General features: G+C 47.1%; 15 protein-coding genes. 9 read left to right on the top strand and 6 right to left on the bottom strand.

All coding sequences use genetic code 11. The features are described from left to right. Positions 1-23 precede the first annotated feature (23 nt). The 3 genes from ACXAGX_RS02500 (at position 24) to ACXAGX_RS02490 (ending at position 2,615) form a co-directional block, all read left to right on the top strand. Positions 24-1,316 carry an NAD(P)/FAD-dependent oxidoreductase gene (locus ACXAGX_RS02500; protein ID WP_474836375.1) on the top strand — a complete coding sequence of 431 codons (1,293 nt, stop codon included), beginning with the start codon at positions 24-26 and terminating at the stop codon, positions 1,314-1,316. Positions 1,317-1,464: 148 nt separating this feature from the next. Continuing rightward, positions 1,465-2,103: a tellurite resistance TerB family protein gene (locus tag ACXAGX_RS02495; RefSeq protein ID WP_474818877.1), complete on the top strand. Its 639-nt coding sequence runs from the start codon at positions 1,465-1,467 to the stop codon at positions 2,101-2,103. Between the two features lie 23 nt (positions 2,104-2,126). Further along, entirely contained in the window at positions 2,127-2,615 is a 489-nt protein-coding gene (locus ACXAGX_RS02490) for a TIGR00645 family protein (RefSeq protein ID WP_474818878.1), read from the top strand. 20 nt (positions 2,616-2,635) lie between these two features. On the opposite strand, the gene ACXAGX_RS02485 is transcribed toward ACXAGX_RS02490, so the two are convergent. Next, positions 2,636-3,238: a LysE/ArgO family amino acid transporter gene (locus tag ACXAGX_RS02485; protein ID WP_474818879.1), complete on the bottom strand. Its 603-nt coding sequence runs from the start codon at positions 3,236-3,238 to the stop codon at positions 2,636-2,638. A 105-nt stretch (positions 3,239-3,343) separates the two neighbouring features. On the opposite strand from ACXAGX_RS02485, the gene ACXAGX_RS02480 reads away from it, so the two are divergent. Continuing rightward, on the top strand, positions 3,344-3,781 hold the full coding sequence (locus ACXAGX_RS02480; protein ID WP_474836373.1) for a LysR family transcriptional regulator: 438 nt from the start codon (positions 3,344-3,346) through the stop codon (positions 3,779-3,781). Continuing rightward, positions 3,756-4,211, top strand: a complete 456-nt coding sequence (locus ACXAGX_RS02475; protein ID WP_474836371.1) for a LysR substrate-binding domain-containing protein — start codon at positions 3,756-3,758, stop codon at positions 4,209-4,211. The genes ACXAGX_RS02480 and ACXAGX_RS02475 overlap by 26 nt, the downstream gene beginning before the upstream one ends. A gap of 74 nt (positions 4,212-4,285) precedes the next feature. Here ACXAGX_RS02475 and arfB read toward each other — a convergent pair whose 3' ends face one another. The 3 genes from arfB to ACXAGX_RS02460 all read right to left on the bottom strand — a co-directional run bounded on the left by arfB (position 4,286) and on the right by ACXAGX_RS02460 (position 8,177). Further along, a complete protein-coding gene (gene arfB / locus ACXAGX_RS02470; protein ID WP_474818881.1) occupies positions 4,286-4,705 on the bottom strand; it encodes an alternative ribosome rescue aminoacyl-tRNA hydrolase ArfB in 420 nt (139 codons plus the stop codon). Further along, entirely contained in the window at positions 4,705-5,583 is an 879-nt protein-coding gene (locus tag ACXAGX_RS02465; protein WP_474836369.1) for a DUF2608 domain-containing protein, read from the bottom strand. The genes arfB and ACXAGX_RS02465 overlap by 1 nt, the downstream gene beginning before the upstream one ends. Before the next feature lie 164 nt (positions 5,584-5,747). Continuing rightward, on the bottom strand, positions 5,748-8,177 hold the full coding sequence (locus ACXAGX_RS02460; protein WP_474836367.1) for a TonB-dependent receptor: 2,430 nt from the start codon (positions 8,175-8,177) through the stop codon (positions 5,748-5,750). A gap of 276 nt (positions 8,178-8,453) precedes the next feature. On the opposite strand from ACXAGX_RS02460, the gene ACXAGX_RS02455 reads away from it, so the two are divergent. The 3 genes from ACXAGX_RS02455 to ACXAGX_RS02445 all read left to right on the top strand — a co-directional run bounded on the left by ACXAGX_RS02455 (position 8,454) and on the right by ACXAGX_RS02445 (position 10,112). After that, the gene (locus ACXAGX_RS02455; protein ID WP_474836365.1) at positions 8,454-8,753 is read left to right on the top strand and encodes a hypothetical protein; all 300 of its coding nucleotides are present in this window, start codon (positions 8,454-8,456) and stop codon (positions 8,751-8,753) included. 60 nt (positions 8,754-8,813) lie between these two features. Further along, entirely contained in the window at positions 8,814-9,374 is a 561-nt protein-coding gene (locus ACXAGX_RS02450; protein WP_474836363.1) for a CBS domain-containing protein, read from the top strand. Between the two features lie 309 nt (positions 9,375-9,683). Beyond that, positions 9,684-10,112 carry an antitoxin Xre/MbcA/ParS toxin-binding domain-containing protein gene (locus ACXAGX_RS02445; RefSeq protein WP_474836361.1) on the top strand — a complete coding sequence of 143 codons (429 nt, stop codon included), beginning with the start codon at positions 9,684-9,686 and terminating at the stop codon, positions 10,110-10,112. Between the two features lie 8 nt (positions 10,113-10,120). Here the strand turns inward: ACXAGX_RS02445 and ACXAGX_RS02440 are convergent, their stop codons facing one another. Together ACXAGX_RS02440 and ACXAGX_RS02435 are read right to left on the bottom strand one after the other, a co-directional pair. Beyond that, positions 10,121-10,906 carry a siderophore-interacting protein gene (locus tag ACXAGX_RS02440; protein ID WP_474836360.1) on the bottom strand — a complete coding sequence of 262 codons (786 nt, stop codon included), beginning with the start codon at positions 10,904-10,906 and terminating at the stop codon, positions 10,121-10,123. A gap of 825 nt (positions 10,907-11,731) precedes the next feature. Further along, on the bottom strand, positions 11,732-11,989 hold the full coding sequence (locus ACXAGX_RS02435; RefSeq protein ID WP_474836358.1) for a superinfection immunity protein: 258 nt from the start codon (positions 11,987-11,989) through the stop codon (positions 11,732-11,734). Positions 11,990-12,210: 221 nt separating this feature from the next. On the opposite strand from ACXAGX_RS02435, the gene ACXAGX_RS02430 reads away from it, so the two are divergent. After that, on the top strand, positions 12,211-13,164 hold the full coding sequence (locus ACXAGX_RS02430) for a GlxA family transcriptional regulator (RefSeq protein WP_474836356.1): 954 nt from the start codon (positions 12,211-12,213) through the stop codon (positions 13,162-13,164). Positions 13,165-13,267 lie beyond the last annotated feature (103 nt).

Here is a 13,267-nt window from a genome sequence, read left to right as displayed (position 1 = left end):
AAAAATTGTATTGAGGAAACATCATGAAAAAGATCGTCGTTGTTGGCGGTGGTGCTGGTGGTCTCGAATTAGTGACACATCTGAGTCACAAGCTGGGCCGGAAAGGTGAGGCAGAAGTTATTCTGGTTGATCGTAGCCAGACACACGTGTGGAAACCTTTACTTCACGAAGTGGCGGCCGGGGTTATTGATAAAAACTCCGACGGTGTGGATTACCGCATGCACGCCGTGCGTCATAAATACCAGTTCCAGTTGGGTAATATGCGCCAGCTGGACAAAGAGAAAAAGCAGATAATTCTCGACCCCCTTAACGACCGCGACGGCAAAGAAATCTTGCCAGAGCGCACTATCGATTACGATTACCTGGTGATGGCCCTGGGCAGTGTTTGCAACGATTTTGGTACCCCCGGCGTGGCCGAATATTGCTATAAACTCGACTCCCTGGCCGGCGCTGAGCGTTTCCACCGCGCGTTACTGAATCAGTTACTACGCATCAATCAATCTTGCACCGAGCAGGATATGCTTCACGTTGCCATTGTTGGCGGTGGTGCTACGGGCACTGAGCTGGCGGCACAACTTCACCATATTGCCAATCTCGCCCGGGCGTACGGTATGCCGGAAATGTCTGCCAAGCGTTTAAAGGTGTCCATCATCGAAGCTGGCCCTCGTATTCTGCCCGCATTACCTGAAAAAATAGCTGCGTCAGCGAAAAAAGCACTGCTGAAACTGGGTGTAGAAGTACTTGAAGGCGCTATGGTGTCTGAAGCCACAGAAAAAGGCTTTAAAACCAAAGACGGTCAGGAAATTGATGCTGACTTAATGGTGTGGTCAGCAGGTGTGAAAGCGCCGGATTTCCTGGTGGACATGGGCATTTTTGAAACTAACCGTGCTAATCAGATTTTGGTGAATGAGTATCTGCAAAGCACCATTGATAATCACATTTTTGCCATCGGTGACTGCTGTGGCTTCAAACAGAAAAACGGAAACTGGGTGCCGCCTCGTGCGCAGTCAGCTCACCAAATGGCCACCACTGCCGGTGAGAACATCATTGCCATGTTCCGCGACAGGCCTCTGAAGGAATATGAGTACAAAGACTATGGGTCGCTGGTGCATCTGAGTAAGTACAGCACAGTCGGCAGCCTGATGGGCGCCTTGTCTAACTCCAGTATGTTTATTGAAGGGCGACTGGCACGTCTTGTTTATATCTCACTGTACAACATGCACCAGTTTGCCGTACATGGTTGGTTTAAAGGCACTATGACATTGATGAGTCGTAAGGTGGGCAATATTGTGGGTCATAAACTCAAGCTGCACTAGCACCGTATAAAAGCCAGTGTAATGAGTTAGAGAGTCAGGGGTTCTGGCTCTCTTTTTTATTTATAAAAGGCTGAATCGAATTTGTGTACTTAAATAGTGTCAAAGCGATTCCCGTAAACGATGTCTGGTCCGCATGGAGATTGAAAGTATGAATTTACACAGCGTTTTAAATCAGGTGCTTAACTCGTCGGTAGTGAAACAGCATAAGGACAAACTGGGTGGCTTAGGTTCCGGGTCGTCGTCGGGTTCCGACTCACTAAAGAAAATGGGGCTGGGTATTGCCGGAAGTAGCTTGCTCAAATCACTGCTGAAAAAAGGCAAAGGTTCCACGTTACTTAAAGCGGGTGGCGCCGTGGCTATCGGGGCACTGGCCTACAAGATTTACAATAATTATCAGGCAGAAAAAGCGACGTCTGGTACGGCTGAAACGTTCAGCGAGAATGATTCGAAGCATTCGGTAAATGTATTAAAAGCGATGATTGCCGCGGCGAAAGCCGACGGTCATATTGATGAAACTGAAATGAAGCATATTCATGAAGCACTGGCTAATTCAGCCATCGGCAGCGATGAAAAGCAGTTTCTGGAAAGAGAAATCAATAAGCCGCTTGACCCTTCAGAAGTGGCGGCACTGGCTTCGACACCTGCTGAGGCTTCAGAAATTTATTTGGCTTCATGCTTAGTGATTGATGAAAAAAATCATATGGAAACCGTATACTTGCAGGAGCTTGCCCGCATGCTCAAGCTGGATGACGAGATGGTCAGGCGGCTTAATGAAAGTAGTCGATAGTTATTTTGGAATTTAAATAGAAAATGGAAAGATTGTTCGAAAAGTTGCTTTACGCATCGCGCTGGCTGATGGCACCTATTTATCTGGGGCTCAGCCTGCTTCTTATCTTGTTAACGGTGAAGTTCTTTCAGGAACTGATCCATATAGTGCCCATCATTTTCTCAGTACCGGAAGTTGATTTGATTCTACTGGCGCTGACACTTGTGGATGTGTCGCTAGTGGGCGGCCTGGTCGTTATGGTGATGTTTTCAGGTTACGAGAATTTCGTTTCTAAAATCGATCTCGAAGAGAGCAGCGACAAGCTAGGTTGGTTAGGTACGCTGGATACGGGGTCGCTTAAAAATAAAGTCGCCGCTTCCATTGTGGCAATTTCATCTATTCATCTGCTAAAAGTTTTTATGAATGCCCAGACCATCGAGAACGAGAAAATCATGTGGTATCTGTTCATTCACATCACGTTTGTCGTTTCTGCGTTTGCCATGGGCTATCTGGAAAAAATTAAGAAACACTAAGTCATACAAAGTAATGGCTGTTAAACCTCTATGCTGGCAAGCTTGATGGCAATAACAATGAGGACAACAGCCACGGTTCCATCAAAAATACGCCACCGCAATGGCGAGCTTAACCAGACTTTCAGTTTCGGTGCCAACCACACCAGGCTACTGAACCAGAAGATAGAAGCGACAATCGCGCCCGCTGCAAAAATTTCCGGCTGTGGCTGCAAACTACCAATATTTCCCAGCAATACCACAGTATCAAGGTACACGTGAGGGTTGAGTAAACTGATCCCCAATGCCACCAGACAGGTTTTACGTGCAGACAATGCTTGTTGTGGCGCCACTTGTAGCCCACCGTTTCCTTTCCATGCCCGAGTGAGGGCTTGTGCTGCGAGCCAAAGTAACAGCGCTACGCCGCCCCACATAAGAAAAGGTAACAGTGCGGGCAAAAAAGCCTGAATTTTTACCGCAGCAAACACGCCGGTAATGATGAGTAACACGTCGCATAGAATACAGGTGAGTGCGATGGTTACGCGATGAGGGTTCACCATGCTTTGACTCAGTACCCAAATATTCTGCGAACCAATGGCGACAATCAGGCTAAGCCCCATCAAAATTCCGGTGATCAACGATTCCACGCTATTTCCTCTTACATTGTTCATGCGTTTTCAAACAGTGCGCAGAATAAAGATTAATGGTTTATGATTCTAATGAATAAACCTACTCTATCATGCGTAAAAATCATGTTTGACTATCAATTACTCCGGGCGCTAGAAGCCGTGATTGCCAACCGGGGCTTTGAACGGGCGGCGCAAAAGCTGTTTATTACTCAGTCAGCGGTGAGCCGTCGTATTCGCCAACTGGAGCTGCAAATCGGTGAACCTGTGTTGGTGCGCTCACAACCGCCAGTGGCTACACCTGCCGGAAGCCGACTGCTCACTCATCTGCAACAGGTTATTCAGCTTGAGGCTGCGTTGGGGATGCAGTCGGGCGATGAAGACGCCGAGCAAAATATTCTTGCCGTTCGCATGGCGGTGAATGCAGATTCTCTGGCAACCTGGTTACCTCGGGCGTTGACGTTACCAGAGCAGAAATTCAGTTTCGATTTTCTAGTGGAGGATCAGTCTGTAAGCCTGAAAAGAATGAAACAGGGTGATGGTGTGTATTTGCAGCAGCGATGAAACCGTTAATGGTGGTAAATCCGTTTATCTTGGTGCGCTTCGTTACCGCGCCGTGGCCAGTCCTGGCTTTCTGTCGGCTCATGGCATCACAGAAACTGCTGACCTATTCCATGCCCCTTGTCTGGTGTTCGACCACAACGATAGAACACAACACGATTTTATGCGTGAATACGCGGGCGGTGAGCCAGAATATATTCATTGGTGTCCGTCGTCCGAAGGCTTTCGGCAGGCCATGCTAGCGGGCATGGGGTACGGTATGTTACCGGATCTTCAGATTGAGGATGCCATCGACACCGGTGAACTGGTCGATTTGTTTCCTGGCAAGTACATGGATATTCCCCTGTACTGGCACTACTGGCAATCAGAAAGTCCGCAACTGAAAGCGTTAAGGGAGCATGTGGTTACTTCGGCGCAAAGCTATTTGCAATGAACTATTTGCAATAAGTAATCAGCAATAAGCCATCCGTAATCGTCTTCTTAACTTTTCGAACTGTTGATAGCAGGCTAGTAATCCACCTTCTTACGCATATCCTTGCGCTGGCTCTGCTGTTTCTTTGCTTCCGCACGACGTTTCTGTACGCCTTTACTTACACGCGTCGGGCGGCGGGTTTTCTGTACTTTGGTGGCTTCGCCAATCCATTGTGAAAGTCGGTCGATGGCGTCCTGACGGTTCTGCTCCTGAGTGCGGTAATTCTGTGCTTTCAGCACAAACACGCCTTCTGCAGTGAGCCGTGTGTCAGCTTTAGCCAGCAGACGTGCTTTAATGTGCTCAGGCAATGAAGACGCGGCCACGTCGAAGCGCAGATGAATTGCGCTGCTCACTTTATTCACGTTCTGTCCGCCAGCGCCCTGGGCACGAATAGCGCTCATATCAATTTCGCTATCATCAATGCGCAGGGTGGGGGTAATAAATAACGTCGTCATCAGTTTACCGTTAGACAATGCTGAGTGGGACGTGCCGGAAATACTCTCAGCAATGTACTGTTGAGGGTTTCATAGTCTGCAGCCATTTTGTCGGCTTGCTGCTGGGTGAGAACGCTGCCGAAGGCGGCAATCCGGGCTTCTTCTACGTGGGTATAGTAGAAGATTTGCATGTCGGTGCCGCTGTCTTTCCAGGCGGCATACATATTGTCGATATTCTTTTCTGAGTCATCGATAAACACTACTGCATCGAAGTGACGATTAGTCTGCTTCAGAACCCAGTGCAGCATGTCGCCTTTATTCATACCGGTTGTCATCATCACGCCCTGGCTGTAAGTCAGTTCACGCTCTAGTTGCTCGCGGTATTCGGGTAATGCGCCATCTTCGGTGGCAAGCGGCGATTTGGTCATATCAATACCGTTACTTTCCAACTCGCGCTCAGTCGCCGCACGGTAGCGGGGATCGCGTGAAGTGAGCGCTATCACCGTATTACCGTTCATCTGCCAGGTTGCGACCATTTCCGGTACCAGTGGATCGGTCAATCGCATGGGGTTGAGTTCATAAAGTAACCCAATGGTGTCTTCAAACAGACAGGACACTTTTTGCTGGTCTGTAGGCTGAATGTCCAGTTTGCCACGCTGCCACTGATACCAGATGTCGCCACCTAAATCAGTCGCACTGGTCAGCAGGGTATTGTCGATATCGGACACAATCAGCACATTCTCGGGGCCGTATTTGCGGTTAAAAGCATCCACTTTCGCATCGATATCAGAGTAAGACGTGGTTTCTGTAATTTTTACTGTGCCCTTGGGCGTTGGCGTGCTGGCACAGGCGGTAAGAAACAACGCTGTCGCCACAGAAAGCAGGGCAGATTTTAACAAAGGGTTTTCCATAAACGCGTTTTATTGATTCCAAAAACCGTACTTTAGCAGGTCGTGTTAGCGGAGAAAACGGCAACATGTGGATTAGCGTCGGTTTCGAAGAGTGCTTTGAGGTGATAAGAAAAAGCCGGTCATAGGGAATGACCGGCTTCAATGGGCTTACATCAGAATACCAGGCTGACGAATGCAGAGATGCTGCGCGGTGCACCAACGCCGACAAACTCAGTGGATTCGATATCATCGTAAATCCCTTCCAGTACTTCATCGGCTTCACCATAGGTACCGAAGGTCTCGTACTCTTTGTCGAGCAAGTTGTCGACACGCAAGCCAAGTTTTAAGGCTTCGGTGAGCTGCCAGGTCGCTGATACATCAACGACCGTGTAGCCGCCAAGTTGGCGGTTCTCGTTGGCTTCATCGCCACGGAAGTATTGGCCGCCAGTGTAGTTTACTGACATATCTACCAACAGGTTGTCGATTACCTGCCAATCGAAGTCCAGTCCAAGTTGCATGTCTGGCTGTCCTGGAATGGTGTCACCCGCTTGAACCTGACGGTTACCACCCAGCGGATTTTGCGGGCTAAAAGCGGTATAGTCAGATTGGAAAGTGGCATCTAAGAAGCTGGCACTGGCACCAACAGAAAGGGTGTCAAAGTTATAGCGAGCCGCAAATTCTGCACCCTGACGGCGGGTCTTATCTACGTTCACAAAGTAACCCACAGACGGACGGTCTCCGGCTTGTTGGAAGATGATGTCATCTTTGGAGTTACTGTGGAACACCGCACCGGCCAGTTCAAGGTTATCTTTTATCCAGGAAGCGCGTAGCTCCAAGGTGTCGGTAACAACCTGTTCTAGAGGAGGATCGGCCACGAAACCGTTAGGCAGCTTGCACGGATCATCTTCATCGGCACAAGACAGTTCTGCCGGGCTGGGTGTCCGCGACGATTGGCTATAACTTGCTGAAACCGTTAATGCGTCACGTTGGTACTGTGCCCCAACGGCAGGGTTGAAACGGTTGAATGTGTGATCGCCGTTCAGCGACCCTTCACCGGTTTCAATTTGATCCATCATTTTTATTTCAGAGCGATTAAAGCGGCCAGAAGCCCAAACCTGCCAATTCTCAGACAGTTGCACTGAGTCGCTTAATAACAAGTGGTAGTGCGTTACGTCAGTTCGAAGGAAAACCTCTGAACCCGCATCGAATACGCCCACACCGGTCACGCCGCGGGTGTCTTCTGCAGTGTCGTTGTCCAGAATTGCAAACTCAGTCGCGCTGTTGAAGTCGATATTCGCTCTGTCGATACCGCCACCAAATACCCAGTTGTGGGTATGCATGCGCTGCGCTTTACCATGTAACTCAAAGCTCGCACCATAACTGCGGTTTTTAGTCAGTGAGGTATTGGCAGTGCCGTCCAGCTCGTCTGGGTCTATATCAGAAATGTCTTCTAACGCCGTGTTAGGCAAGTAGCCCACAAACTGCACTGGAATATCATCTGCATCGCCGTCTTCATCATCATCGTCGTCGTCATCGTCGTCGTCATCGACAATGACGTCATCATCACCATCGAAATCATCATCGTCGTCATCGTCATCTTCTTCACCCTCTTCACAGAGGGTTTCACCAAAGCCGACATCACATTCTTCGTAATCGCTGTCGTCACCGTTGTAGGTTTCTATTTCGTTCTCGCGATAATAAAGGTTAACTGCCAGCTGGAGGTTGTCATTCAGTTCCCACTCTTGCGCCAGACTCACAAAAGTGAGGTTGGTCAGTGTTTGATCTGGACGGGTATAGATGGCATCGCGGCCTTCGTAAGGAATTAAATCAACGGGAATGGCGCCATTACCAATCAAATCATTGTCGGCCAGTGCCAGCGTCAGCTGCGTGGATGAGTCGTCAGTTTTCCGCGAAAGCGTACCAAAAAGCTGTTTGACTTCGGTAGGCGAAAAGTCGCGCCAGCCGTCTTCTTCATAAAGACTGGCATTTACATAGTAACCCCACTCTCCGTTATTGCCGCCACTTTCCAACGTAGCGCCTTTCTCACCAAAACTCCCACCTTGTAAGGTGAGCTTGTTGTCGGTGAATGAGAAACCAGTTTTGCTTCGCAGAGACAGCGCACCGCCAAGGGTGTTTTGGCCGAAAAGCGGGTTAGCGCCGCTGATCAGGCTGACGTTATCAAACGCTGACATCGGGACTAAGTCCCAGTTTACGGTATCACCAAACGGTTCGTTAAAGCGCGTGCCGTTCAGGTAAACCGATAAGCCTTGCGGTAAACCAAGGAGTGGAGATGCCGTAAAACCGCGATACTGTACATCGGGTTGAAACGGATTGTTTTGCACATCATTAATCGATACTGAAAGTAACTCGCTGTCGAGCAAGCGAGCCAATGAACTCGCATTGGACAGGCTCAGGTCGTCCGCACCTAGTGATGCATTAACCTGCGAGTTATCAGAACCGTAGCCGGAAAGCGGGGTTTGACCCACCACTTCGATAAGTTCCTGATCTTCCCAGTCCACTTTGTTGGCATGAGCCGCGGTTACTGGAAGCATTGCACACACTGAAAGTGCTAAAAGGCTTTTATTGAATGTTCTCTGAGTCATAGTGCTATTCCACAATTATTATAATGTAAATCGTATGGCAAGTGCCGTTTACAGAAAATTAACTTATGGTCTGAGGATAGGTGGTACTTTGGTATCAACTTATGGGAACTTTTCCCGGTTTGGGTGGGAATACTTCCCAACCTCTAGCTGCGGCAGAATATTTCCCTGTCGACGAGCCATTTGAATACTGCGTTAAAGTGTAGTTTTAAATTCTGAAAAACGTCGTATGTTATTAAAGAGGCATGCAAAAAATTGAAATGCCTCAAAGGAGAACACATGCGTTTCTGGGTTATTGCTCTATGTTTGCTTACTTTGTTGCCTGCTTTGTCAGACGGCAGAGGTGCGGCTGCGGGCGCGAAAACAGAAGCCTTGGTTGCAGCTGTCAGCGGCGATTTGTTCGTTGTTGCCGAAGAGCCAGATGCAGAAGCCGAGTCTGAAAACGGCGATGGCATATTGTCTCCTGTCGACATACCGCTTCCGCGTTTCATTTCTTTTTCTAATACTGAAATAGTTAGTCTCGGCATTGCTGATTATTTCAGTAGCAACGAGATCAGAGGTCCGCCCCGCTTTTCCTGATATCAACTGTGGGTTGCAAATTGGTTGCAGCCAAAATTTTCGATAATTAAGGAATTAGCTATGCATACCTTACCTTTATACAAAACTGAATCTGTAGACAAACTCGCCTGGCCTGAAGTGCAAAACAGACTTACTTTACAGTCGCCAGCAAAGGCCATTTTCACCGACTTTAAACAACATGTGCCGCTGGTCATTGATTACGACGCCAAGGCGGCTGACCTCGAGCAGCTTATGAAGCAGTCGCACGTGAAAATGAAAATTGTGCTGGATAAGGCCGGCCAGTTCAGCGGTATTGTTACACTGGCAGATTTGACCAGTCAGCGCATTATGCAGAAAGTTGCTCAGGGAATTCCCCGCAGCGAATTGACAGCCGCAGATTTCATGCAACCTAAATCTATGTTGCAGTCGTTCGACTATGAGCAGCTCTCATACGCTACCGTAGAAGATATTATCTGTACGCTGAAAGATAATGGGCAACAGCATTGTTTGGTGATCGACCGTGAGGAGCACGTTATACGGGGTATTATCAGTGTGAGTGATATCGCCAGAGAATTGCACTTGCCTTTAGATATTCAGGCTCAGCCCTCCTTTTCTGCACTATCTAGCGTGATTGCTGCCTGAACGAAGAAACTGGTGTGGTGTTCCTGCCATGCCGGTTTCTGCTCAAATAAAATGGGTCGTGAAATAACTCGCGACCCTATATCTACCTGAGACTCTCTATTCTCTGAACAAACCATATTTTTGCTAAAGTTGATGTTTATGCAGCAAAAAGCCATTTTCCACTGTTGCCAGAATTGATATTCTGGAAGTTTTAAGTAATTTTTTCCTTATTTTCAGCGGTTAAATGGATAAATTTAACTAAACTGTAATAACTGGAATGGTTCTCGCAACAACAGGAGCATACAGGTCCCAATTACAGGAGCAATCGCTATGCATGCAACGGGAACATCACCAGCCGTTTTAATGAAAGCCTATGTAATGGCCTATGAAGCGATAGGTTTAACACCGCCAGAGGCCGCGAATTTACTGGGTGTGTCGGAAAATGCACTAACCCAAAGTTTATATGTGGGGTTTGCAGAAAACTCCAACGAAGCAGAAATTCAACTGGCACTGGTGCGAATGTACCATTTGCTGTTTGCGTTGTCAGATGGTGACAGTCGACGCATTGCTGAATGGCTGAACCGCTTTAATTTTCATCTAAATGCAGTGCCCCTTACCGTTTGTCATAATCTGGCAGGCATTATTTACGTTACGGATTATCTTGAAGATTTGCACACCGGGGAGGGCATGCCGTTTGTGGACATCAAAGGCCACATCCATGCGGCCAATGATGACGAAGAAAGAACGATGCGAAGGTAGGGTTGGGGTTAATTCCCTGCCTCAAATGCTTCTGCATCTTTACGTTTATCAACTTTATGCTGATCTTCAGAGCGACCTTCCCGCCAGTAGCTGCTGATATACAACTGCTCATGGGCAACATGGCGTTCTTTCACCAGTAGTTGACGCAATCCGCGCATATCTGAAAATTCACACGCTACCCAAATGCCAGGCTTCCCAGGGTGCCACGACAGTGCTGCCACTTCATCAATCAGGCTATCATTGCCGGTTACCCAGATAATCGATACACCTGCGGGCGCTTCCAGTGCTTGAATGTCGTCTGCCGTCGTTACTTTAATTACGGCATAACCCACTGTTTCTGGCGCGAGTTTCTCCAGATAGGTAGAGATAGCGGGGAGCGATGTCATGTCACCAGCGAATAATACCCAGTCATAACTCTCGGCTAAACCTTTTGAACTGCCCGGTCCGCCCACGACAATGGTATCGCCTTCCAACGCAGAGGCAGCCCAATAGGAAGCAGGGCCGCTGTGTTTGCCATCACCATGAATTGCCATGTCTACATCCATTTCGCCGGCATTTTGGTTGATTGCCCGAATGGTGTAGGTACGAAGCTGCGCATCTTTCATTGATGCGGGGGGCGATGTTAATGGATTACCATCGAAATCAAACATCAGTTTGACGTACGCCGAGGTTTCTATTTCAGGATATTGCTTTAGTGCCTCACCAGAAAAGGTGATGCGACGCATGTTAGGGGTGAGTTCACGATTTTCTTTTACCACTAGACAGGCGGGTTGTCTTGGCTGTCTTTTTTCCATAATACTCTTCTCATTTATATATTCACTAATGATTGTAAATACGAATCATTATTGAGAACAGCTCATTGTTACGGATAAACAGACACTGGGGAATCGTATAAATCGAACATAAAAAAAGCCGGTGACCTGACGGCACCGGCAAAACACTTTTAGGAATACACATGGAAGCAGAAACAATGACATTCAACAACTGTCGTTCTGTAAGATAAACATTAGTTCATGATGATTTATTGATCGACATGGAAGACCATATCAACGTAGTAAACTGTATACCTATTGAACAGAATGTTCGTCTATGGCAGTAAAATTGATTGTTTAAACCCTAGAAAAAAAGCTCCCGCCATATGGCGGGAGAAATCAGAGGTTTTGGAAAGGCCGGGATAGGCCTAGAGGGGAGATTAACTGCCAAGAAGACAGTTCACTTTCAACGTCACAACGTCATCAGTGTTTTTTGCAAAACCTGAACATTCCTCTGTGAAGTATTCAGATTTGCCAAATTAGGTAACAATCCTTCGTACTGCTGACATCCTGTCTGCTTTTCCTAAAGTGATTTCCTTGTCTGATTCTATTAATGCCAGTTGTGTGCCAGAGTGGTGGGTTTGTTATTTTTTAATTTAAATTATTGAATTTTATAGTTTTTTGTGTGGTTGTAAGTAAGGTTGGATAATTTTGGTAAATAACCATGGAAATATTTTCCCATCCAGTGTGTATTTTTTCATACACACTGTTAACACTGCATTTTTATCTCGATGAAATCGCGGTTCGATACACTTCATGGAGCAGGCGCATTGGAATAACGCAACCCGCTCTCCAATTCGAGAGCGCTTAGGCTAGCTGTTTCTTGATTTTGGCGGGTAAGTATTTTTCTACAGCCTTTCCGGTAACCGACCATACAAGCACGGCCGTCCAGGCAATCACTGAAAAACCCGCGGGAATGCAAGCCAACGCAATGAGCTTGGCCTGTTTACGATTAAAAATCATCGCTAAAATCGCGGGCAGGAACCACAAAACGGCTACAGCAGCACAAATAACAATAAGCTCTATAGCGGATACATCCTGAAGTCGGGTAAAAAATTCATTCACGGTCACTCTCCTTATTAACTTGTTCATTGTGCTTAGTCCAAGGCGAATCACTTTTATTACAGGTTGCTGCAATAATTTGTTGGGCCTGGGTAATATCTGACGGATGTCAGCTGAGAAAAGGCCTGAGAGAATAATGGCAGTTTTGGTTGTTTTGTAGTCATATGTGACATAACGAAGTGCAGTAGATTAATCATCTCCTGAATAAATGTTAAGCAAATATTATGACTAAAACGATTTGTATTCTTGCCTATGAGGGCGTCGAACTACTGGATTTATCAGGCCCACAGTCTGCATTTTTTGAAGCGAATCAGTGTCAGCCCGATAGCTATGAACTGAAAGTCGTGGGTTTTAGCACCAAAGCTGTTACTTGTGAAGCCGGCCTGCAGATTATACCCGAGCTGTCTATTGAAGAGATTGGCAAGTGCCATTCCCTGATTATTCCTGGCGGTGCGGGAAGTCGCAGTGACAGTATTACAGAATCGGATTTAGAAAAGCTTAGAAAGCTGATGGTTCACTCAGAGCGGGTAGTTTCTATCTGTACCGGAGCATATTTGCTTGCGCGAACAGGGTTGCCTTCGGGAACGAAAGTCACCACACATTGGGCATTCGCAGAAAAATTGAAAACCGCGTTTCCCACACTAACGGTAGAAAGCGCAAAGCTCTATATCAGAGATGGGAAGTATTGGTCGTCTGCCGGTGTGACTTCTGGCATCGATTTAACATTAAGCCTCATTGAAGCCGATTGCGGCAAGGCTGTTGCTCATTATGTGGCGAAACATCTTGTGGTTTATATGAAACGTTCAGGTAATCAGAAGCAGTACTCAGACTTACTTGATATTCAGTCGCCACGGCAAGATCGCCTGGGCAATGTGATTAATTGGATTCGGGACAATATCGGCCGCGATATCACGGTTTCTCTTCTTGCTGAACAACTCTGCCTGAGCGAACGACAGTGTCATCGCTTCTTTATTGACGAAACGGGGCTTAATCCAGCTGCCTATGTAGAGAAATTTCGCATGCAGGTGGCCAGCGATCTGTTGGTCAGTTCAGAGCGGGAAATGAAAGCCATTGCCGTGTTTGTGGGCTTTTCCTCATACGATGGTTTTCGCCGGGCCTTTATTCGTAATTTTTCCGTTTCGCCTTCTGCATATAGGAATGCATTTCGGTTTATCTAATTGAGTATGCGAGTGTTAGAAATAAATTTATATTTTTAAATGAAAGTATTTAAATTTTTGTCCAATTAAATTATCTACACCAAAACATTACAGGTTTTTAATC

The sequence above is a fragment of the Alteromonas sp. ABV4_515 genome (assembly GCF_056160345.1).
Note: the sequence above shows the minus strand (reverse complement) of the source record. Positions and strands in the feature narration are given on the sequence as shown.

Coding starts and splice junctions, on each gene's coding strand:
- ACXAGX_RS02460 (WP_474836367.1), bottom strand. CDS start 8,177: ATGACTCAGAGAACATTCAATAAAAGCCTTTTAGCACTTTCAGTGTGT.
- ACXAGX_RS02430 (WP_474836356.1), top strand. CDS start 12,211: ATGACTAAAACGATTTGTATTCTTGCCTATGAGGGCGTCGAACTACTG.
- ACXAGX_RS02480 (WP_474836373.1), top strand. CDS start 3,344: ATGTTTGACTATCAATTACTCCGGGCGCTAGAAGCCGTGATTGCCAAC.
- ACXAGX_RS02455 (WP_474836365.1), top strand. CDS start 8,454: ATGCGTTTCTGGGTTATTGCTCTATGTTTGCTTACTTTGTTGCCTGCT.
- ACXAGX_RS02490 (WP_474818878.1), top strand. CDS start 2,127: ATGGAAAGATTGTTCGAAAAGTTGCTTTACGCATCGCGCTGGCTGATG.
- ACXAGX_RS02450 (WP_474836363.1), top strand. CDS start 8,814: ATGCATACCTTACCTTTATACAAAACTGAATCTGTAGACAAACTCGCC.
- ACXAGX_RS02445 (WP_474836361.1), top strand. CDS start 9,684: ATGCATGCAACGGGAACATCACCAGCCGTTTTAATGAAAGCCTATGTA.
- ACXAGX_RS02440 (WP_474836360.1), bottom strand. CDS start 10,906: ATGGAAAAAAGACAGCCAAGACAACCCGCCTGTCTAGTGGTAAAAGAA.
- arfB (WP_474818881.1), bottom strand. CDS start 4,705: ATGACGACGTTATTTATTACCCCCACCCTGCGCATTGATGATAGCGAA.
- ACXAGX_RS02500 (WP_474836375.1), top strand. CDS start 24: ATGAAAAAGATCGTCGTTGTTGGCGGTGGTGCTGGTGGTCTCGAATTA.
- ACXAGX_RS02475 (WP_474836371.1), top strand. CDS start 3,756: ATGGTGTGTATTTGCAGCAGCGATGAAACCGTTAATGGTGGTAAATCC.
- ACXAGX_RS02495 (WP_474818877.1), top strand. CDS start 1,465: ATGAATTTACACAGCGTTTTAAATCAGGTGCTTAACTCGTCGGTAGTG.